Genomic DNA, 19,318 nt, shown 5'->3' on the forward strand with positions numbered 1-19,318 from the left:
GGGTTTGTCTGGAACTTCGAACCTAGTTTCGGGGTGATCGGATGCGCGAGCGAGTCGCACTCGTCACCGGCGCGGCCGGCGGGATCGGCGGCGCGACGGTGCGCGAGCTGGCCGGGCGCGGCTGGACGACGGCCGCCCTGGACCTCGTCCCGGCGCCGGACGCCGACCACACGGTGGGCGTGGACGTGGCCGCCGCCGAGCAGGTCCACGCGGCCGTCCGGCGGATCGAGCGGGAGATGGGCCCGATCGAGGCGGCGCTGTGCGCGGCCGGGCACTACGCGATCGTCCCCGTGTCCGACATCGCCTGGCCGGACTGGCTGCGGATGCTGCGGGTGCACCTCGGCGGCGTGGTGAACGTGTGCCGGGCCGTGGCGCCCGGCATGGCGGAGCGGGGCGGCGGCACCGTCGTCGCGGTCTCGTCCGACCTGGCCATCGGCGGCGGGGACGGGGAGGCGCACTACGTGGCGGCCAAGGGCGCGGTGCTCGGGCTCGTCCGGTCGCTGGCGGCCGAGCTGGCGCCGTCGGGGGTGCGGGTGAACGCGGTGGCGCCCGGCCCGACCGACACGCCGATGCTCCCGCCGGACTCGCCGTGGCGCCGGCCCGCCTTCCTGCAGTCGCTGCCGACCGGGCGGCTCACCTCCGCGGAGGAGGTGGCGTTCGCCGTCGCCTACCTGGTGGAGGAGGCGACGTTCTGCGCCGGCGAGGTCCTCTCGCCCAACTCGGGGATGGTGATCTGATGGCGATCGCGCTGGTCACCGGGGCGGGCGGGGGCCTCGGCTCCGCGGTCGCGCGGCGGCTGGCCGCCGACGGGCACCGGGTCGCGGTGAACGACCGCCCCGGCCGGGACCTGACCGGTCTCGCCCGCGAGCTGGGCGGCGTCGCCGCGCCCGCGGACGTCGCCGACCCGGAGGCCGTCGCGGCGATGGTCGCCGAGGTCGAGCAGCGGGCGGGCGGGCACGTCGGGATCCTCGTCGCCGGCGCCACCCTGCTGTCGACCGCCCCGTTCGCCGAGCACGACCTGGACGACTGGTGGCGGGTCATCGACGTCGACCTCGGCGGGGCGTTCGCGTGCGCGCAGGCCGTCATGCCGGGGATGGTGGAGCGCGGCGGCGGCCGGATGGTGCTGATCGCGTCGGAGGGCGGCCTGATCGGGCTGCCGGACGCGACCGCCTGCTCGGCGGCCAAGGCCGGGATCGTCGCGCTCACCAAGTCGCTCGGCCGGGAGCTCGGGCCGCTCGGCATCGCGGTGAACGCGATCGCGCCGAGCGTGATCGACACGCAGCGGCTCGCGGAGCGCGCGCAGTCCATCGGGATGCCCGCCGACGAGTTCCGCGACCGGCAGGCCGCGCGGGTGCCGCTCGGCCGGATCGCCACGCCCGCGGAGATCGCGGCGACGGTGGCGTTCCTGGCCGACGAGCGGATGCCGACGCTCGTGGGGCAGGTCCTGCACGCCGACGGCGGGACGAACCGGACGCGCGCCTGAGCCGTCCCGGATCAGCCCGGCAGGGCCGCGACCGACCGTTCGACGTCCGCCCCGAGGACGGCGAAGAGGTGCGCCGGCAGATCCATCGGCGACCGTTCCAGCAGTTCGGGGCGGGTCGCGGCCGCTTCGACGGCGGCGCGGGCCTCGCTCTTGGTGAGCGTCCGCCCGGCGGCCTTCTGGAGCGCGATGAGCCCTTCCCGCCAGCCGTTGCCGAGCTTCCCGTGCGCCCGCCCGTAGACGAACCCGAGGACCCGGTCGGGGCCGGGCAGATCGTCCGGCCGCGCCCTCTCCGCGAGGACGACGGCCTGGGCCGGGCCGGGCGTGCCGCGCAGGAACCGGTCGATCCGGTACTTGGGCCCGATGAGGCGGGCGAACTCCCGCTGCCCCTCGGCGTCCTTGAGGAACGGCAGGTCGTTGCGGCAGACGAGGACGGCCCGGGGCGCGTTCGCGGCCAGCAGCGCCCGGACCGCCGACGCCCCGAAACCCGGATAGAGGTTGACCAGGACGGTGCCGTGGTCCTGCAGGTTGCGGGGCAGCGGCGCGCCCAGGAAGGCGGGCAGCCCAATGCGCCGGCCGGGGGCGTCCGCGGGCCAGTCGTCGCCGACCAGCAGCGCCTTCTCCCCCGCGCCGAGTGCGATGACCCGGGCCGCGGCCTCGGCGTCCAGGCCGCCGGACGCCTCCACCGACTGGACGCCGTGGGTGTACATGGCGGTGCGGGCGTCGTCGGCGGCGGCGCGGGCGGCGGCGGCCGTCCGCCGGGTGGGGCGCAGCACGTACAGCGCCGCCGCGCTGCCCACGGCCTGCGCGCCCACGTACCGGTTGAAATTGGGCAGCATCGCCTCGTACGCGAGGTGCAGCGGGTGCAGCGCCTTCTGGACGGCGAGCCCGAGCGCCGGCTGCCGCTCGCCGAACCCGTAGGCCAGCAGGACCCGCCCGTTGCGCTGGTCCCGCATCCCTTGCAGGCCGCGCGCGACGAACAGCCGGACGCCCTCCGGCGTGTACGGCGGGTCGGTGAGCACCAGGTCGGCGGATTCGCGGAGCGCGGCGGGCAGCCCGAGCCGCAGGTCGGCGAAGTGGCAGCGCACGTCCCAGCCCCGCCGGGCCGCCTCGCCGTCGATGAACTCCAGCAGCCGCTCGTCGACGTCCACGACGCTCGCCCGCAGTCCGGGCGCGCCGCCGGCCGCGAACAGGCCCAGCGACGTGAGGTCGTGGTCGCCGACGAAGAGCACGTGCGCGCCCGCGAGGTCGAAGCCGTCGAGCATGAACCGGGCCCGCTTGACCACGGTCTCGGCGGTGGCGGGCACGTGGTCGAGCGCCTGCACCGGCGGCGGCGCCGCGCCGATCAGCGCGGCCGTCGCCGCCAGGACGGCCGGGTCGCGGCGCGCCGCCTCCGTCCACATGTCCCGGGCGCCGAACGGCTCCCGCTCATCGAAGACGCCGCCGTACTTCCCGGCCTGCGCCTTCGCGATGCGCTTCCCGTCGCCGGACGATTCGAGATCGGGCTCCACCGCCCGGAAGACCGCCTCGACCGTGCGCCGCGACGTCCCGGTCAGGGAGACGACCTCCTCGACCGAGCGGAACTCCCCGCCGAGCAGCAGCCGGCCGATCTGGTCGATCCGCCGCCCGTCGATCCCGAACTCGCCCCGCAGCGCCCGAACGTCCTCCAGCGGATCGCCATCAGTCATGGGTAGGGCCAGCTCCGCAGGATCGGAAACACTCGGCCCCCGATCCTACGGCCCGCGAGCAACCCCCCGCCCGCCCCATCGTTGACCTGCGGCGTGTTGTTGTTATGAGCGCCTCCATAACAACAACACGCCGCAGATCAACGGGAGCGGTGGAGGCGGTTCAGGTGGGTTCGGATCTTGGCGGCGTCGCCGGTGGCGGCTATGTAGCCGTCCGGGCGGATCAGCGCCATCGGTGCTTGGGCGTAGAAGGAGCGGGCCGCGTCGGCGGGCTCCCGGTAGTCGCCTCGGTCACCGATCGTGACGACGCGGACGCCGGGGTGCTCGAACTCCGTCCCGAAGGCCAGCACGGTGAAGTGCGTGCCGCGCAGCAGGTCGTGCAGGCGGTGCCGGGTGCCGGACGTGTCGTGAAGGACGGCGTCCGGGGCGCGCATGCCGCCGAGCGGCCCTGCGGACAGGGAGCTGTCGGGGTAGCCGAGCAGGAGCTGCTGGGTCTCCTCTCCGCGCTTCCAAGCGTCCGCCTGCCCTTGGGCGGCCTTCTCGTAGAGCCTCGTGCTGATGCCGAGCACACCGGCGGCCGTGGGGAGGCGCTCCTCCTCGTAGGTGTCGAGGAGGGCCGCGGGACCGCCGCCGAGGACGCCGGCCAGTTTCCAGCCGAGGTTGTACGCGTCCTGGACGCCGGTGTTGAGGCCCTGCCCGCCGGCCGGCGAGTGGACGTGGGCGGCGTCGCCGGCCAGGAGGACGCGGCCGTCCCGGAAGCGCTCGGCCATCCGGATGTTGACCCGGTAGACGGAGCTCCACGTCAGGTCGGTCAGCCGGATGTCGGTGCGGCCGGTGCCGGCCTCCAGCACCTTCTGGTAGGTGGCCAGGGTGAGTTCCGGGTCCTCCGACGGCCCGATGGGGGCGGTGAACTGGAAGTCGTCCGTCCCGGCGAGCGGGCAGAGGCCGACGCGCGGGGTCCGCGTCTCCAGATCGGCCCACATGTGCCAGTGGTCCCGGTCGAGGTCGGCGGTCCGGACGTCGCCGATGAGCGCGCGCTCCTCCTCCCGGGTCTCGCCCGCGAAGGGGATGCCGAGGGTCTTGCGGACGACGCTCCGGCCGCCGTCCGCACCGACGAGGTAGGCGGCGCGCACCGTCGTACCGTCCGTGAGCGTCGCGGTCACGCCGTCCGTGTCCTGGGTGAACGTGGCGAGTTCGGCCTGCTCCACGCGTCCGCCCAGTTCCGCGAGCCGGTCGCGGAGGATCTCCTCGGTGCGCCACTGCGGCACCATGAGCCCGTTCGGGTACGGGACGGCGTCGGTCGGGTCCTTCGTCTCGCCCATCCGCCCCTCCCACACGACATCGCCGCCCGCGTAGGCGCGGATCGGCGGGTACAGCCCGCCCGCGTCGAGGATCGCGCCGATCACCCCGAGGTCGTCGAGGACCTCCAGCGTCCGCGGCTGCAGGCCCTTGCCGCGCGAGCCGGTGCGCGAGCCGGGGTCGATGATCCGGTGCCGGATCCCGCGCCGGGCGAGGTCCACCGCGAGGGTGAGGCCGGTCGGGCCGGCGCCGATGATGAGGACGTCCACCATGATGTCTCCCTTCTCCGCGGAACAGTTTTCGGCGGCGCCCTGGCAGATCGCTGTCATACCGCTGACAGCGATAATGTGATGGCACGTATATCGGCAATTTATTTCGCGCTGCTATGCTGAGGGAATCGGCAGGTATGTTCCTCTTTCGACGAAAGGGGAACGGCCGATGGACGAGGGACGGCCCAGCATGACCGCGCTTTCCGCGGCGGCGGCGCGGGCGGCGCATCTCACGGCGGACGGCGCGCCGACCATCTTCGCGGACACGCTCGCGGAGCGGCTGCTCGGCGGTCTCGCGGACGAGATGATCGGGTACCACCGCACGCACGGCGAGCACATCATCCTGGCCGGGACCAGGGCGGTCACCACCGTCCGGGCCCGGTACGCCGAGGAGCGGCTCGGCGCGCACGGGCAGTACGCGGTGCTCGGCGCGGGCCTCGACACCTACGGCTACCGCGGCGATCCGGGAATCCGGGTCTTCGAGGTCGACCACCCGGCGACGCAGGAATGGAAAAGGGGCCTGCTGGCGGCGGCCGGCATCGACATACCCGATCGGGTCGCGCTCGTCCCCGCCGATTTCGAGGCCGGGGAGCCGGTCGGAGAACTCACCGGCGCGGGATTCGACGCGGGTAGGACCGCCCTGGTGAGTTGGCTCGGCGTCAGCTTCTACCTCACCCGCGACGCCGTCGCCGAGACGCTCGGCGAGATCGCCCGGCTCGCGCCCGGCACCGAACTCGTCATGGACTACGCGCTCCCGGAGGGCCACCGGGACGCCGAGGGCGACGCGTACGCGCGGATCGCCGCGCACGTCGTCGGCGAGAACGCCGAACCGTACCGCGCGCACTTCGCACCCGGCGAGATCGAGGCGCTGCTGACCGGCCGCGGTTTCGAGGTCGCCGAGAACGTCGCGCTGCGGGACGCCGTCCCGCCGGAGACCTGGCGGCGGTCCGACGCGCTGCGCCCGTTCGACTACTTCCGCCTGGTCAGGGCCGTCGTCACGGGATGACCGGCGATTTCGCCGATGCCCGGGGGCCGGCCGGCTGCGCAGACTGTGCGCGTCCTGGAGCCGGCCCCCGGCTCCGCCCCGTTCCGGGGAGCCGGCTCCCGGCTCCTCCCCCCGAACAGGAGCGAACCGACGTGCGATCCATCCCCAGCCGGGCGGCGAAAACGCTGCTCGCCACGGCCCTGGCCGCCGGCGCACTCGCCGTCCCGCAGGCCCTCTCGCAGGCCGCGCAGGCGGCCGACAACCCCTACGAGCGCGGCCCCGCCCCGACCCAGAGCAGCATCGAGGCGCTGCGCGGCCCGTTCGCGACGTCCCAGACGAGCGTGTCGTCGCTGAGCGTGTCCGGCTTCGGCGGCGGGACGATCTACTACCCGACCAGCACCGCCGCCGGGACGTTCGGCGCGGTCGCGGTGGCGCCCGGCTTCACCGCCGACCAGAGCAGCATGGCCTGGCTCGGGCCGCGGCTCGCCTCGCAGGGCTTCGTGATCTTCACGATCGACACCAACACCCGGCTCGACCAGCCCGACAGCCGCGCCCGGCAGCTGGAGGCCGCGCTCGACTACCTCACCCAGCGCAGCAGCGTGCGGAGCCGGATCGACGCGACCCGGCTCGGCGTGATGGGCCACTCGATGGGCGGCGGCGGCACGCTGGAGGCCGCCGAGGACCGCCCGCAGCTGCAGGCCGCGATCCCGCTCACCCCGTGGGACCTGCAGAAGAACTTCTCGGACGTGCGCGTCCCCACGATGATCATCGGCGCCGAGGCGGACACGATCGCGCCCGTCGCCTCCCACTCCGAGCCGTTCTACAACAGCATCCCGGCCTCGTCGGAGAAGGCGTACCTGGAGCTGAACGGCGCCAGCCACTTCGCGCCGAACATCGCGAACACGACGATCGCGAAGTACAGCATCTCCTGGCTGAAGCGGTACATCGACAACGACACCCGCTACGACCAGTTCCTGTGCCCCGGCCCGAGCCGGGACCTGAACATCTCCGAGTACCGGGACACCTGCCCGAACTCCTAGGTCTCCCGCCACCGGCCGGGCCGCCCGCTGCCTCCCCGCACGGGCGGCCCCGCCATGCCGTCGGAGCCGTCCCCCGTGCCGTGCAGCCGCAGCGCGCTCAGCGCGAGGGACAGCTCGACGAGGTCGCCGGGGCGGGTGAGCGTCCGCCCGGTGAGCTGCTCGATCTTGCGGAGCCGGTTGAGGACGGTGTTGCGGTGGCAGAACAGCCGGTCCGCCGCGCGGGCCGCCGAGCCGTCGCACTCCAGCCAGGTCTCCAGCGTCACCAGCAGGACGTCGCGGAACGCGGGGTCCACGTCGCCGAGGCCGCCGAGCGCGACCTGCCCGAGCCGTCCGGCGAGCCGCGGCTGGGACAGCACCAGCGCGTCGGGGAGCCGCCGGTCCAGGCGGGCGATCTGGTTGCCGGCGCCGCGGCACGTGCGCAACGCCAGCTCGGCGAACCAGCGGGCGCCGCCCAGCTCCGCCAGCGACCCGACGACCGGGCTGACCCCGGCGTGCGAGCGCGCGTAGGGGCGGACGGCGGCGACGAGGTCGTCGAGCCCGGCGGTGCCGAGCGCGACCAGCGCCACCTGCGCGTCGGTGCGCAGCCGCCAGATGAACCGCATGCCGCCGGTGTCGGCGGGGCGGCGCTCGACGCCGTCCCCGAACCCGCACTCGGCGCCCAGCATCACGACCGCGTACCGGCCGGTCACGGGCAGGCCGAGGACGGACGTGGCGGTCGCGAGCAGCCCGCCGTCGGCGCCCTGCCCGTCCAGCAGCGCGTCCACGATCGCGTGCACCCGCTCCTCGCTGCGCCGCGCCAGCTCCAGCTCGGTGCGGTGGTAGGCGGCCGCGGCGGCGCCGGACTGCTCGTCGATGGTGTCCCAGGTGCGGGTCGCCTGCCGGATCAGCGCCGGGACGTTCTCCGGGTCGTGCTGCCCGACGACCTCGACGACCGCCTCCCAGAACACCCGCCCGGACAGCCGGTAGGAGCGCAGCAGCTGGTCGAGCGGCTGCCCCTGGTGCGCGCGGCGCTGCCCGAGCCGGCGCGCCCAGTCCAGGTCGGCGCGGCCCCGGCCCGGGTCGAGGATCGTCTTGAAGCCGTGCCCGAGCCCGGTGTGGCACATCTCCCACACGTCGTGCCGGAACGCGTCGTCGCGGTCGCCGCGGTCACCGGACAGGATCTCGGCGGTGAGCCGGTCGGCGAGGTCGGGCAGCCGGTCCGAGAGCCGCAGCACCGCCTTGCGCATGATCGTCCGGTCGGCGTCGACCTGGCCGGCCAGATCAGGCCGTCCTCCCGTCATCGAGGGCCACCTCCAGCACAACGCGGGGGCCTCATCGTGCCATCACGGGCGCGTACGGGCCATCATCCGGCGGCCGGACTGTGCCGGCTCACAACGGGGGCCCGTCCGGATTGCGCGGCGGCCACGCGAGTGAAAGCCGCTCTGGACCGGCCGCGGGTGCTCGTGCTCACCTATGGTCCCCTTCGCTTTTGAGACCCCGTCCAATAGGGGCGCCCGCACGGCCCCCGGCCGCGGCCGGTTCCCCGCTGAGGAGGGACCGGCATGACCCACCCCCTGTACGGACGCGAACGCGAGATCCGGGCGATCGAGGCGCTGCTCGACCGGGCCCGCGGCGGGCGCGGCGGCGCCCTCACCCTCGCCGGGGACGCCGGCGCCGGCCGGACGGCGCTGCTGGAGGCCGCCGCCCGCGCGGCCGGGCCCGCCTTCCGGACGGTCGGCACCACCGGCGTGCCCGGCGAGACCGCCGTCCCGTACGCGGGGCTGCACCGGCTGCTGCGGCCGCTCGCCGCGGAGACCGAGCGGCTGCCGCCCGCGCACCGCGGCGCGCTCGGCACGATCATGGACGGGGCGCCGACCGCCGCGCGGCTCGTCCTCTACACGGCGGTGTGCGAGCTGCTCAGCCTGGCCGCGGCGAGCGGGCCCGTGCTGTGCTGGGCGGACGACGTCCAGTGGCTCGACCGCGCCTCGCTGGAGGTGCTGGCGTTCGCGGCGCGGCGCGTCCAGGACGAACCGGTCGCGGTGCTGTTCGCCGCGCGCGACGACCGGGACGACGCGGCGGGCCTCGCGGGCATCCCCCGGCTGCGGCTCGCGCCGCTCGACGAGGAGGCGGGCCTGCGCGTGCTGGAGGACGCGCTCGGCACCGCGAACGGCGACCTCGCCGAGGAGATCGTCGACCTGGCGTGCGGGCGGCCCCTCGCGATCCGGGAACTCGCCGCCGCGCTGACGCCCGGGCAGCTCTCCGGGGCGGCGCCGCCGCCGCGAGCGCTCCCCGCCGGCAGCTCCCTGCGGGCCCTGTACCGGCGACGCCACCGGGGGCTTCCGGCCGGGGCGCGGCGGCTCGTCCTGATGGCGGTCGCCGAGGAATGGCTCGGCGCCGCGACGCTCGCGCGGGCCGCCCGGCTGGACGGCATCGGCGCCGCCGACCTCGACGCGGCCCGCGACTCGGGGCTGCTGCGGTTCGAGGGCGAGGGCGTCGCGGTCCGCGACCGGCTCGTCCGGTCCTCGCTGTGGGCGGACGCGTCGCGGGAGGAGCGGCGGGACGCGCACGCGCTGCTCGCCGAGGTCCTCGTCCGGGACTGGCAGCGGCCCCGGCGGCTCTGGCACCGCGCCGCCGTCACCGGCGAACCCGACGACGTGCTCGCCGCCGGCCTCGCGGACGCGGCGGCGAAGGCCCGGCGCGCGGGCCGGTACGCCGACTCGTGGCGGCTGTGGCAGCGGGCCGCGACGCTCACCGTCGAGCACGGCGTCCGCACCGACCGGTTCCTCGCCGCCGCCGGGGACGCGTGGGCGAGCGGGCGGTCCCGGCGGGCGCGCGGCATGCTCCGGCAGGTCCGGCCGCCCGCCTGGGACGGGACGCGGGCCGCCCGCGCCGCCCTGCTGCGCGGCGAGATCGAGGTCGCGGCGGGCTCCCCCGCCACGGCGGTGCCCGTGCTGCGGGACGCGGCCGAACGGCTCGCCGGGTCCGACGCGGACGCGGCGCTGGCCGCGCTGATGTGGGCCGCCGAGGCAGCCGACGCCTGCGGCGACGCGCGCACCTACCTGGAGATCGCCGACCGCGCCGCGTCCCTCCCGCCCGGCGGACCGCCGGACGCGGCGACGCCCGCCGGGGGTCCGTCCGGCGGGACGGCGCCCGCCGGGAGCCCGCGCGGCGAGCTGATGCTCGCCTACCTCGGCGGCATGGCGGCCACCGTCCGCGGCCGGTACCGGGAGGCGGCGGACCGGCTCGGCACCGCGGCCCGGCTCGGCGCGGACACCGCCGACCCGGCCGCGCGGGTGTGGGCGGCGCTGGCCGCGCTCGGGCTCGGCGACGGGCCGTCCACCCGGGTGCTCGCGGCCGAGGCGGTCGCGGCCGCGCGGCGGGCCGGGAACGCGCCCGTCGAGTCGTACGCGCTGCTGGTCGCGGGGCGGTGCGAGGCACTGCTCGGGCATCCGCCGGCGCCGATCGCCGCCTGCCACGACGGGCTGCGCCTCGCCCGCGCGACCCGGCTGCACGGCCACGCCACCGAGCAGCTCGCCACGCTCGCGCTCACCGCCGCGTTCACCGGCGACGCCGACACCGCGAACGCGCATCTGGCCCTGCTCACCGGCGCCGCCGACCGGCGCGGCCTGTCGCGCGCCGCCGCGTTCGGGACCTGGGCGCCCGCGTGCCTGGACCTCGCCGCGGACCGTCCCGCCGACGCCGCCGCGCGGCTGCGGCTGCCGGGCCGCGCCGGGCTCGCCCACCCGCCGGCGCGGCTGTTCGCCGTCCCGCACCTGGTCGAGGCGCTGGTGCTCACCGGCGACCACGAGCGGGCGGCCCGCGCCTACGCGCACTTCCGCCGCTGGACCGACGGGATCGGCGCGGCGCCCGGAGCGCCCGGCGCGCCGGGCCGGGAGGCGCTCAGCCGGCGCTGCCGCGCCCTGCTCGCCCGCTGCGACGCCGAGGCGGCGGAGCACTTCACCGAGGCGCTGCGGCTGCACGAGGCCGCCGGCGCCGTGTTCGACCTCGGCCGCACCGAGCTGCTGTTCGGGCACCGGCTGCGGCGCGGCCGCAGTCCCCGCGCCGCCCGCGCGCACCTGCGCGCCGCGCTGCGGATCTTCGAGCGCTACGGCGCCGTCCCGTGGACGGCGCGGGCCCGCGCGGAACTGCGCGCCGCCGGCGCCGCCGTCGCGCTGCCCGTCCCCGAGCGGGGGGCGGGGACGGGCGGCGCGCGGAGCCCCGGGGCCGCGGCGGTGGCGCGCGCGGCGAGCGGAGCGGGCGGCGGCGCGGGGGCCGGGACGGGCGGGTTCGGGACGCTGACCGCGCAGCAGGCGCACATCGCCCGGATGGCCGCCGAGGGCGCCACCAACCGGGAGATCGCGGACCGCCTGCTGCTCAGCCCCCGGACGATCGACCACCACCTCCGCAACGTCTTCACCCGGCTCGGGATCCGATCGCGCGTCGAGCTGGCCCGCCTCATCCGCTGACCCGCGCCGCCGCGGGGGTCAGACCTCCTCGTACTCCTCCTCGCGCGCCTTGGCGTTCCTGGCGGACGAGGACTTCGAGCCCTTGGAGGCGCTGGAGGACTTGGAGTTCTCCGACTTGGCGGACTTCTTCTCCTCCTCCATGGCCTCCTCGTGCGTCCGGACGACCTCGCTGTCGCGGATCTCGCCGCGCCAGCCCTCGATCTCGTCCGCGCGGGTCAGCGACTGCGTCATCACGAACCGGCGGAAGTGCTTGAGTTCGAGGCGGGCCCGGCGGCCCTGCGCGCGCCACAGGTTCCCGGTGCGCTCCATGAAGCCCTGCGGGTGGTACTCGAGGACGACCAGGACGCGGGTCAGGTTCGGCGCCAGCTCGTGGAAGCTGACCGTCCCGTCCACGTGCCCCTTCGGGCCCTTCGAGCGCCACACGACGTGCTCGTCGGGGACCTGCTCGACGATCGTGGACTCCCACGTGCGCGCCGACCAGAAGATCTTCGCCTTCCAGTTCAGCTTGGTCTCGTCGGCCTGGTCGACGCTGACGACCTTCTTCATGAAGGACGGGTAGTCCTGGAACTGCGTCCACTGGTCGTAGACGAGGCGGCGCGGCGCACCCACGTCGATGTGCTCGACGATGTTGGTGACCTTCACCTTCTTGCCGCCGCCCTTGCCGCCCTTGCCCCTCTTGCCGTCGTCCTCGCCCTTGTCCCCGCCGGGGAGGGCGCTGCCGACGGTGTCCTTGAGCTGTCCGAGCACGCCGTGGCCGTTGCTCTTCTCCTCCTTGCCCCGGTCCTTGCTCTCGTCCTGCTTCTTCGACTCGGTCTTCCCGGCGGCCTTCGACGTGCCGCTCTGCTCCTCGTCGGGCTTCACGTCCTGCTCACCGCGCCGGCCGCTGAGGGCCTTGCTCGCCGCGACGGCCGCGCCGGCGCCCAGCAGGACGCCGCCCGCCGTGCCGGCGGCCCGGCCGCCCGGCAGTCCCTTCGGCAGGCTCTTGGAGAGCTTGCCGAGGTCGGGGACGCGGCTGCGCCGCCCGCCGGGGAGATGCTTCGTGATCTGTCCGATGGGCGCCCGGCCCATCAGGCTTCCGCGTGCCATGGTTCCTCTACCTCACTTGGGGGTCGTGACGATCTCGCCGCCGCGGATCTCGCCTCGCCAGCCCTCGACCTCGTCGGGGCGGGTGAGCGCCTGTGTCATCACGTGGCGGCGGAAGTGCTTCAGTTCGAGGCGGGCCCGGCGGCCCTGGGCGCGCCAGAGGTTGCCGGTCCGCTCGAAGAGTCCCGCGGGGTGGTATTCCAGGACGAGCAGGACGCGGGTCAGGCCGGGCGTCAGCTCGTGGAAGCTGACGGCCCCGTCCACGTGGCCCTTCGGTCCCTTCGAGCGCCACACGATGTGCTCGTCGGGGACCTGCTCGACGATCGTCGACTCCCACGTCCGGCTGGACCAGAAGATCTTCGCCTTCCAGTTCAGCTTCGCGTCGGACGCCTGGTCGACGCTCACGACCTTCTTCATGAAGGACGGGTAGTCCTGGAACCGCGTCCACTGGTCGTAGACGAGGCGGCGCGGCGCACCCACGTCGATCTGTTCGACGATGTTGGTCGGTCTCCCCCTTCGTCCACGCCCGAAGATGCGGGCGAGGGTCTCTTTCAGCGCCGTCCAGCCGAAGCTCAGCAGCGCGCGGAACGGGGACTTGCCGTCCCGCAGCGCGGTGATCCCGGCCAGCGCGGCCCTGCCGAGCGGGCCCGCCTGCTCGGCCTTCGCGACGAGACTCCGCGTCTCGCGCTCCAGCCGCCGCTCGGCACGGTGCAGGACGCGGCGGCCGAGGCGCCGGGCCGAGAGGGCCGCGACGACCCCGCCGGCGCCCGCGGCCGTGCCGAGCGCCGTGCCGGCGGCGGCGCCGGTCCGGAATTTCATGTCCTGTCCACCTCGTCGTCCACTCGGATACGGCGCCGCTTTACCCGGTCAAGACGGGGCAAAACAGACCGCAGGCCAGCGGCGAGGCCGCGGAGCGGGTCGCGGGGGCCGCGGGACGGACGTGGCCGCATCAGGACGGAAACGCGCGGCGCCCACCGGACCACCCCAGCCTGCGAACCGGACCAGAACGGCACCCCCGTACCGCCTGGTAACGGTTGCGAGTCTTGATTAATAAGGCTCTTGAACTGGTACGGACCAGTGTTTATCTTCGACCCCACCACGCGCGATTGTGCTCGGTGATCTGTGACACCGAGCATTATTTTGCACGCGCGAAAGCCGGGAGAGGCGGGGACAGATGAAACGGCACCTCATGGGAGTCGTCGCCGCGGGCCTGACCGTGGCCCTGGGCGTCAGCGGATGCGGCAAGGGAAGCTCATCGAGCGGAGGCTCCGACGGCAAGACCATCAAGTTCGTCGCCGCGATCTACGACGACAACACCAAGCCCTACTGGGACGCCCTGATCAAGGACTTCGAGGCGAAGAACTCGGGCTACAAGGTCAACCTGGAGATGGTCGACTGGACTCAGATGGACGCCAAGGTCAAGACCTACGTCCAGACCAAGCAGGTCCCCGACGTCCTGAACTACAACGCGTTCTCCGACTTCGCCAGGGACGGGCTCATCTACAAGGCGTCCGAAGTCGTGTCGCCCGCCACGCTCAGCGACTTCACCCCGACGTTCGTCGAGCAGGCCCAGTACAACGGCGCCCAGTACGGCCTGCCGTTCATCTCCAGCGCCCGCCTCCTCTTCTACAACAAGGACCTGTTCGAGAAGGCCGGCATCACCGACCCGCCCGCGTCCTGGGCCGAGGTGAAGACCGACGCCGAGAAGATCAAGAAGACCGGCGCGATCGGCTACGGGCTGCCGCTCGGCCCCGAGGAGTCGCAGGCCGAGTTCTACTCCTGGGCGATGAACAACGGCGGCGGCTGGGTCGACGCGTCCGGGAAGTGGGCCATCAACCAGCAGGCCAACATCGACACGCTCTCCTTCCTCCGCGACCTCAACACGTCCAAGCTGACGCAGCCGAACCCGGAGAGCACCGACCGCAAGACGGTGTTCAACCAGTTCGCGCAGGGCAAGGTCGGCATGGCGATCGGCGGCCCGTTCACCAAGGCCGGATTCATCGACCCGGTGAACAAGGACCTGAACTTCGGCGTCGCTCCGCTGCCGAGCAAGAGCGGGTCCGAGCACAACACGCTCGGCGTCATGGACGTCCTCGCCGCGTTCAAGAAGGACGGCGGCAAGAACAAGGAGGCCATCAAGAAGTTCCTCGACTTCTTCTACCAGAAGGACAACACGTCCAAGTTCCTCACCACCGAGGGCTTCCTCCCGGTGACGAAGTCGGCGGGTGACGCGCTCAGCGCCGACCCGTACATGAAGCAGTTCGTGGACGCGCTCCCGACGTGCAAGTTCGCTCCCACGTCCAACCCGGCGTGGTCGGCGGTCGCCGGCGCGGTGAAGCAGGACCTCGGCACCGCCGTCGCCAACGAGGACCCGAAGAAGGTCCTGGACAAGATCCAGGAAACCGCCGAGAAGGCCGGCTGAGTGCAGGACCTCAAGGCCAAGGAGCGGGGGGCCGACACCTCCCCGGCCCCCCGCTCCTCCCTCACCGAGCGGATCGGGCGCGCGCTGACGCCGCTGCTGTGGCTCGGCCCGTCCATCGCGCTGATCGCGTTCGTGGTGCTGTGGCCCGTCGTCGAGATGATCCGCACGTCGCTGCAGGACATCACCTCGACGGGCGTCGCGGTCGGCTACCGCGGCGGCGGCAACTACACCGACCTGTTCGCCGAGGACGACCTGGTCCCCGTCGTGCTCCGGACGCTCTTCTGGGTCGGCGGCATCGTCATCGTCACGATGACGCTGTCGCTGGCCCTCGGCCAGCTGCTGAACGCCCGCTTCCCGGGCCGCCGCGTCGTCCGCTGGGCCGTCATCGTCCCGTGGGCGGCGTCGGTGCTGATGACGGCGCTGATCTGGAAGTGGATGCTGGACAACTACTCCGGGCTCGTCAACCGCGTCCTGCTCGACCTGCACGTCATCGACAAGCCGGTGAACTGGCTGGGCGACCCCACCCACGCGATGCTCTGGATGATGTGGGTCGCGGTGTTCGTATCGCTGCCGTTCACCTCGTTCGTCATCCTCGCGGGCCTCCAGACGATCCCGGCCGACATCTACGAGGCCGCGCGCGTGGACGGCGCCGGCGCGTTCCGCACCTACTTCGGCATCACCCTGCCGCTGCTGCGCCCGGCCATTCTCATCGCCTCGATCATCAACGTCATCAACGTTTTCAACAGCTTTCCGATCATCTGGGCGATGACGTTCGGCGGGCCCGGCCACAAGACCGACACGACCACGACGTTCATGTACAAGCTCGCCTTCTGGGACCAGCACGTCGGCGAGTCCGGCGCCATGGCGGTCGTCAACTTCGCCCTGATCCTGGTGATGGTCCTGCTGTACCTGCGGGCCGCCCGCTGGCGTGAGGAGATCCGATGACGCGCCGTATCGTCCTCGCGGGAATCGGCTGGCTGGTGGCGCTGGCCTTCCTGGTGCCGTACCTGCAGATGTTCTTCACCGCGCTGAAACCCGAGCGCGAACTGACGGAATCGCCCGGCACCTACCTGCCGTCCCATTGGACGTGGTCGAACTTCGTCGACGTATGGTCGGCCGCCCCCGTCTGGACATACCTGCGGGTCTCTCTCACGGTCGCGGCCGTCGCCACCCTGGTCACCCTGGCCTGCGCGCTACCGGCGGCGTACTACACGGCGCGGAACCGCTTCAGGGGCCGCGGAGCATTCCTGCTCCTCGTCCTGATCACGCAGATGTTCGCCCCGACCGCCCTGGTCATCGGCATCTACCGGGAAATGGTCGCGCTGAACCTGACCGACACCCTGATGTCGCTGATCCTGGTGAACGCGGCGTTCAACCTGCCGTTCTGCGTCTGGATCCTGCACGGCTACTTCTCCAGCATCCCGAAGGAACTCGAAGAGGCCGCCTTCCTGGACGGCGCCGGCCGCGTCGGCGCCCTCACCCGCGTCACCCTGCCCATTTCCATGCCCGGCGTCGTCACCGCTGTCGTCTACACGTTCATCGCGGCGTGGAACGAGTACATCGTGGCTTTGACGGTCACCGCGTCCCCGGACCGCCGCCCGCTGACGGTCGGCATCCCGTCCTTCGTGACGCAGTACCAGGCGCACTGGCAGTACCTTTTCGCGGCGTCGCTGATCGCGATCGTCCCGGTCGTCATCCTGTTCATCTTCGTCGAGCGCTACCTGATCGGCGGCCTGACGGCGGGCTCGGTCAAATGACCCTGATCGGCCTCGACGTGGGCGGCACCTCGATGAAGGCCGCGCTGACGCGGGACTCCGACACACTCCTCACCGAGTCATGGCCCACCGACAGGGAAGACCCGGTGGGCGGCATTCTCGACTTCGCCGCCCACCTCTCCTCCCGCGCCGCGGCGTTAGGCTCCCCCGCCGAGGCGGCGGGCATAGCCGTACCGGGCATCGTGGACGAGTCGACGGGAACGGCCGTCCATTCGGCGAACCTGGGCTGGCGGGACGTCCCCATGCTCCACTTGGCCCGCGAACGCCTCGGAATCCCCGTCGCCATCGGCCACGACGTCCGCACGGGCGGCCTGGCGGAAGCTGTCCTGGGCGCCGGCCGCGACGCGGGCGACTTCGTCTTCATGGCCATAGGCACCGGAATAGCCGCCGCCCTGATCCTGAACGGCGCCCCCTACGCCGGAACGGTCGGCTGGAGCGGGGAGATAGGCCACGTGGTCGTCCGCCCGAACGGCGAGGACTGCGCCTGCGGCAACAGGGGCTGTTTGGAGACCTACGCCTCGGCCGCCGCGATCTCCCGCCGCCACGGCGCATCCGTCCCCGCCGAGGAAGTGATAACCCGAGCCGAGCAGAACGACGAAAAGGCCGCGAAGGTCTGGGCCGAAGCGCTGGACTGCCTCGCGGACGGCCTGGCCGCCGCGACGCTCCTCCTCGACCCGTCCCTTCTCATCATCGGTGGGGGCCTGGCAAAAGCAGGGGAATCACTCCTAACTCCCTTGACCACCCGCCTGGTAGACCGCCTAACTTTCCGCGACGCACCCCGCCTGACCCTCTCCGAACTGGACGACCAGGCGGCCGTGAAAGGCGCGACAATTCTCGCCGCCCGCCTCCTTGAGGCTCACCCACCGAAGAAGTAACGCACCCGCTGACCCGCGTCCGGAACGACCGCGACCAGGACGTCCATCAGCTCGTCAGCGGACGGGGCCGAGATGACCACGCGTCCCCCGGCCCGCCAGGAAGGGCCGTCCCGCGTGATCGACCACTCCGGAAAGATCTGCCGTAGGAACAGCAGCAGGACTCCGTCGCTCACGCGGGCACCGGCTCGATCTCGGCCCAGACGACCTTGCCGCCCTCACTCAGCGGCCGAGTCCCCCACCGCCGGACGAGGGACTCCATGAGCAGCAGCCCACGCCCGCTCTCGGCGGCGTAATTGACGGGTCGCACGATGGGCGCCGCGTCCGACCGGTCCCACGCCTCGACCACCGCGAGCCCGTCGTCCCGCCGATAGGCGCGCACGACCACCAGGTCGCCTTCCCGCGACCCGTGCATGACCGCGTTGGTCGCCAGCTCACTGACCACCGTCCGCGCGACGCAGTCCTCAAGCCCCCAACTCCCGAAGACCATCCCGACGAACTCCCGAGCCTCCCTCACGGCCCCCGCATCCGCCTTGATCACAACCGTCGCCGGCTCACCCACCATGATCACCTCACAGACTGTCGACTCCTGGTGACACAGTGCGTTCTCTGACCTACGGTTGTCCTCAGTCCATGCAACTCCTGAAAAACTATTGATCTTGAAGGCTGGGGCACCATGACAAATCAACCTCCCGACCCGCGGTCGAGCATGTGGGCTTGGATAGCCCATCAGCTGCGGTTTCAGCGCATTGAGCGAGGCCTCAGCGGGGACGCCGTGGCCAAGATTCTCAGCTGTTCCCGCTCCACGATTTCCAGACTCGAGAGCGGCGAGGCCCGATTGACGGACAAGCAGGCCGCAAAGCTCGACAAAGCATGGCGGACTGGCGGATTCTTCACCTACGCATTGTGGTATGCCCGGCTCGCTCCGGACCCGCAGTGGCTGGCGAGCTACACTGCGTTCGAATGCCGCGCGTCCCTCATCCATATGTTCAGCGGCCAAGTCATCCCCGTGCTTCTTCAAACTCCCGACTACGCCCGCGCTCTACTGCTGGCCGGACGCAACGCGGACGTCGAAGGTGACCTTGCGAAGCGTCTCGCTCGCCAGAAGCTCCTTACCAGGCCAAACCCTCCGGAGCTGTGGATTCTCTTGACGGAGAACGTCTTGACGTGGCCGGTAGGCGGAGGAGAAACCATGCGCCGCCAACTCGACCACCTGCGCGAGTTGGCTGCCCGATCCGACGTCATCCTGCGCATCGTGCCGCGTAGATCCGGCGAGTCCGAGGCGCTGGACGGCTCCTTCAAGGTCATCACTGTGGGGGAAGGCGAGGTCGGCTACATCGAAGCCCCTACCGGCGGCCGCCTCGTCCTGGACACGGACGGCGCACGTGACCTGCGGATGCGTTTCGACCGTATCGGGGCAAAGGCCGCGCCCGTAGACTCCACTGCGGAGATGATCGAGCGAGCGATGGAGGCTTTGCAGTGAGGACCCCCCTGTGGCGCAAGTCCAGTCATTCCGCTGAGGGCACGTCCGGCCAGTGCGTGGAGGTTGCGGCCCTCTCGGGTTCGGTAAGGCTCCGCGACAGCAAGAACCCAGATGCCGGGCACCTCATTCTCACACCCCACGCCTTCCGAACACTCTTGATCAACCTCAAGCGCTAACCCGCACACCCGCTATAGACGACTTCCACAATTTCCCACGGAAGGCGGTCGTTCGGTGGATATGATCACGTGGCGGAAGGCTCGGAAGAGCAGCGACCAAGGTGACGCGTGCGTGGAAGTGGCACGCTTCCCCGAAGCCGTGGCCGTCCGCGACTCCAAAAACCCTGACGGCCCCAAACTCCTCCTCACCCCCCACACCTTCCAAACCATCCTCAACAACCTCAAGCACTAGCCACCGCCACGCTCCGGGGCCCTTGTTCGCGCGAACGGCTTGCAAGGTGTGACAGACAGTTTCGCGCGCATG

The 19,318-nt window shown here is 72.5% G+C and carries 19 protein-coding genes; 12 read left to right on the forward strand and 7 right to left on the reverse strand.

The genetic code is table 11. The features are described from left to right. Positions 1-41 precede the first annotated feature (41 nt). Together ABFX46_RS02940 and ABFX46_RS02945 are read left to right on the forward strand one after the other, a co-directional pair. Positions 42-737: an SDR family NAD(P)-dependent oxidoreductase gene (locus ABFX46_RS02940; RefSeq protein WP_346039766.1), complete on the forward strand. Its 696-nt coding sequence runs from the start codon at positions 42-44 to the stop codon at positions 735-737. Further along, entirely contained in the window at positions 737-1,483 is a 747-nt protein-coding gene (locus ABFX46_RS02945) for an SDR family NAD(P)-dependent oxidoreductase (protein ID WP_346039767.1), read from the forward strand. Before ABFX46_RS02940 ends, ABFX46_RS02945 begins: the two co-directional genes overlap by 1 nt. A gap of 11 nt (positions 1,484-1,494) precedes the next feature. On the opposite strand, the gene ABFX46_RS02950 is transcribed toward ABFX46_RS02945, so the two are convergent. Together ABFX46_RS02950 and ABFX46_RS02955 are read right to left on the reverse strand one after the other, a co-directional pair. Continuing rightward, on the reverse strand, positions 1,495-3,168 hold the full coding sequence (locus tag ABFX46_RS02950; RefSeq protein WP_346039768.1) for a bis-aminopropyl spermidine synthase family protein: 1,674 nt from the start codon (positions 3,166-3,168) through the stop codon (positions 1,495-1,497). 137 nt (positions 3,169-3,305) lie between these two features. Beyond that, positions 3,306-4,736, reverse strand: coding sequence for an FAD-dependent monooxygenase (locus ABFX46_RS02955; protein WP_346039769.1), 1,431 nt, complete (start codon positions 4,734-4,736; stop codon positions 3,306-3,308). 187 nt (positions 4,737-4,923) lie between these two features. Here ABFX46_RS02955 and ABFX46_RS02960 point away from each other — a divergent pair, with 187 nt between their 5' ends. Both ABFX46_RS02960 and bdeA read left to right on the forward strand, forming a co-directional pair. Then, complete coding sequence (locus tag ABFX46_RS02960; RefSeq protein WP_346039770.1) at positions 4,924-5,739, forward strand: class I SAM-dependent methyltransferase; 816 nt, start codon at positions 4,924-4,926, stop codon at positions 5,737-5,739. Between the two features lie 131 nt (positions 5,740-5,870). Continuing rightward, positions 5,871-6,758 (forward strand): bis(hydroxyethyl) terephthalate hydrolase, encoded by an 888-nt coding sequence (gene bdeA, locus ABFX46_RS02965; RefSeq protein ID WP_428831207.1) that lies wholly within the window; start codon positions 5,871-5,873, stop codon positions 6,756-6,758. Here the strand turns inward: bdeA and ABFX46_RS02970 are convergent. Further along, positions 6,755-8,038 (reverse strand): PucR family transcriptional regulator, encoded by a 1,284-nt coding sequence (locus ABFX46_RS02970; RefSeq protein ID WP_346039771.1) that lies wholly within the window; start codon positions 8,036-8,038, stop codon positions 6,755-6,757. The two genes, bdeA and ABFX46_RS02970, sit on opposite strands and share 4 nt — an antisense overlap. A gap of 261 nt (positions 8,039-8,299) precedes the next feature. Between ABFX46_RS02970 and ABFX46_RS02975 the strand changes: the two genes are divergently transcribed. Next, complete coding sequence (locus tag ABFX46_RS02975) at positions 8,300-11,203, forward strand: helix-turn-helix transcriptional regulator (protein ID WP_346039772.1); 2,904 nt, start codon at positions 8,300-8,302, stop codon at positions 11,201-11,203. Positions 11,204-11,221: 18 nt separating this feature from the next. Here the strand turns inward: ABFX46_RS02975 and ABFX46_RS02980 are convergent, their stop codons facing one another. Both ABFX46_RS02980 and ABFX46_RS02985 read right to left on the reverse strand, forming a co-directional pair. Then, a complete protein-coding gene (locus tag ABFX46_RS02980; RefSeq protein ID WP_346039773.1) occupies positions 11,222-12,289 on the reverse strand; it encodes an SRPBCC family protein in 1,068 nt (355 codons plus the stop codon). Between the two features lie 12 nt (positions 12,290-12,301). Next, the gene (locus ABFX46_RS02985; RefSeq protein WP_346039774.1) at positions 12,302-13,105 is read right to left on the reverse strand and encodes an SRPBCC family protein; all 804 of its coding nucleotides are present in this window, start codon (positions 13,103-13,105) and stop codon (positions 12,302-12,304) included. 355 nt (positions 13,106-13,460) lie between these two features. Between ABFX46_RS02985 and ABFX46_RS02990 the strand changes: the two genes are divergently transcribed. From ABFX46_RS02990 to ABFX46_RS03005, 4 genes are read left to right on the forward strand one after another with little or no spacing between them, the layout of a single operon-like run. Beyond that, on the forward strand, positions 13,461-14,708 hold the full coding sequence (locus tag ABFX46_RS02990) for an extracellular solute-binding protein (RefSeq protein WP_346039775.1): 1,248 nt from the start codon (positions 13,461-13,463) through the stop codon (positions 14,706-14,708). After that, the gene (locus ABFX46_RS02995) at positions 14,709-15,653 is read left to right on the forward strand and encodes a carbohydrate ABC transporter permease (protein WP_346039776.1); all 945 of its coding nucleotides are present in this window, start codon (positions 14,709-14,711) and stop codon (positions 15,651-15,653) included. It begins immediately after the preceding gene. Continuing rightward, entirely contained in the window at positions 15,650-16,465 is an 816-nt protein-coding gene (locus ABFX46_RS03000; protein ID WP_346039777.1) for a carbohydrate ABC transporter permease, read from the forward strand. The genes ABFX46_RS02995 and ABFX46_RS03000 overlap by 4 nt, the downstream gene beginning before the upstream one ends. After that, positions 16,462-17,358 carry an ROK family protein gene (locus ABFX46_RS03005; RefSeq protein WP_346039778.1) on the forward strand — a complete coding sequence of 299 codons (897 nt, stop codon included), beginning with the start codon at positions 16,462-16,464 and terminating at the stop codon, positions 17,356-17,358. The genes ABFX46_RS03000 and ABFX46_RS03005 overlap by 4 nt, the downstream gene beginning before the upstream one ends. Here the strand turns inward: ABFX46_RS03005 and ABFX46_RS03010 are convergent. Beyond that, the gene (locus ABFX46_RS03010) at positions 17,340-17,531 is read right to left on the reverse strand and encodes a hypothetical protein (protein WP_346039779.1); all 192 of its coding nucleotides are present in this window, start codon (positions 17,529-17,531) and stop codon (positions 17,340-17,342) included. The two genes, ABFX46_RS03005 and ABFX46_RS03010, sit on opposite strands and share 19 nt — an antisense overlap. Next, positions 17,528-18,085, reverse strand: coding sequence for an ATP-binding protein (locus ABFX46_RS03015; RefSeq protein ID WP_346039780.1), 558 nt, complete (start codon positions 18,083-18,085; stop codon positions 17,528-17,530). Before ABFX46_RS03015 ends, ABFX46_RS03010 begins: the two co-directional genes overlap by 4 nt. Between ABFX46_RS03015 and ABFX46_RS03020 the strand changes: the two genes are divergently transcribed. The 3 genes from ABFX46_RS03020 (at position 18,065) to ABFX46_RS03030 (ending at position 19,246) form a co-directional block, all read left to right on the forward strand. Further along, complete coding sequence (locus ABFX46_RS03020) at positions 18,065-18,838, forward strand: helix-turn-helix domain-containing protein (protein ID WP_346039781.1); 774 nt, start codon at positions 18,065-18,067, stop codon at positions 18,836-18,838. The genes ABFX46_RS03015 and ABFX46_RS03020 overlap by 21 nt on opposite strands. Then, positions 18,835-19,014: a DUF397 domain-containing protein gene (locus ABFX46_RS03025; protein WP_346039782.1), complete on the forward strand. Its 180-nt coding sequence runs from the start codon at positions 18,835-18,837 to the stop codon at positions 19,012-19,014. The genes ABFX46_RS03020 and ABFX46_RS03025 overlap by 4 nt, the downstream gene beginning before the upstream one ends. Positions 19,015-19,075: 61 nt before the next feature. Next, complete coding sequence (locus tag ABFX46_RS03030) at positions 19,076-19,246, forward strand: DUF397 domain-containing protein (RefSeq protein WP_346039993.1); 171 nt, start codon at positions 19,076-19,078, stop codon at positions 19,244-19,246. Positions 19,247-19,318: the final 72 nt, after the last annotated feature.

Origin of the sequence: Actinomadura chokoriensis, assembly GCF_039529475.1 — a bacterium.
Lineage (GTDB): Bacteria > Actinomycetota > Actinomycetes > Streptosporangiales > Streptosporangiaceae > Spirillospora > Spirillospora bangladeshensis.

What these genes read in the sequence shown, in the direction of transcription:
- ABFX46_RS03000 (WP_346039777.1), top strand. Translation starts at nt 15,650, where the DNA reads ATGACGCGCCGTATCGTCCTCGCGGGAATCGGCTGGCTGGTGGCGCTG.
- ABFX46_RS02985 (WP_346039774.1), bottom strand. Translation starts at nt 13,105, where the DNA reads ATGAAATTCCGGACCGGCGCCGCCGCCGGCACGGCGCTCGGCACGGCC.
- ABFX46_RS02945 (WP_346039767.1), top strand. Translation starts at nt 737, where the DNA reads ATGGCGATCGCGCTGGTCACCGGGGCGGGCGGGGGCCTCGGCTCCGCG.
- ABFX46_RS03030 (WP_346039993.1), top strand. Translation starts at nt 19,076, where the DNA reads ATGATCACGTGGCGGAAGGCTCGGAAGAGCAGCGACCAAGGTGACGCG.
- ABFX46_RS02975 (WP_346039772.1), top strand. Translation starts at nt 8,300, where the DNA reads ATGACCCACCCCCTGTACGGACGCGAACGCGAGATCCGGGCGATCGAG.
- ABFX46_RS02990 (WP_346039775.1), top strand. Translation starts at nt 13,461, where the DNA reads ATGAAACGGCACCTCATGGGAGTCGTCGCCGCGGGCCTGACCGTGGCC.
- ABFX46_RS02950 (WP_346039768.1), bottom strand. Translation starts at nt 3,168, where the DNA reads ATGACTGATGGCGATCCGCTGGAGGACGTTCGGGCGCTGCGGGGCGAG.
- ABFX46_RS02960 (WP_346039770.1), top strand. Translation starts at nt 4,924, where the DNA reads ATGACCGCGCTTTCCGCGGCGGCGGCGCGGGCGGCGCATCTCACGGCG.
- ABFX46_RS03015 (WP_346039780.1), bottom strand. Translation starts at nt 18,085, where the DNA reads ATGGGCTATCCAAGCCCACATGCTCGACCGCGGGTCGGGAGGTTGATT.
- ABFX46_RS02980 (WP_346039773.1), bottom strand. Translation starts at nt 12,289, where the DNA reads ATGGCACGCGGAAGCCTGATGGGCCGGGCGCCCATCGGACAGATCACG.
- ABFX46_RS02955 (WP_346039769.1), bottom strand. Translation starts at nt 4,736, where the DNA reads ATGGTGGACGTCCTCATCATCGGCGCCGGCCCGACCGGCCTCACCCTC.
- ABFX46_RS02940 (WP_346039766.1), top strand. Translation starts at nt 42, where the DNA reads ATGCGCGAGCGAGTCGCACTCGTCACCGGCGCGGCCGGCGGGATCGGC.
- ABFX46_RS03005 (WP_346039778.1), top strand. Translation starts at nt 16,462, where the DNA reads ATGACCCTGATCGGCCTCGACGTGGGCGGCACCTCGATGAAGGCCGCG.
- ABFX46_RS03020 (WP_346039781.1), top strand. Translation starts at nt 18,065, where the DNA reads ATGTGGGCTTGGATAGCCCATCAGCTGCGGTTTCAGCGCATTGAGCGA.
- ABFX46_RS02970 (WP_346039771.1), bottom strand. Translation starts at nt 8,038, where the DNA reads ATGACGGGAGGACGGCCTGATCTGGCCGGCCAGGTCGACGCCGACCGG.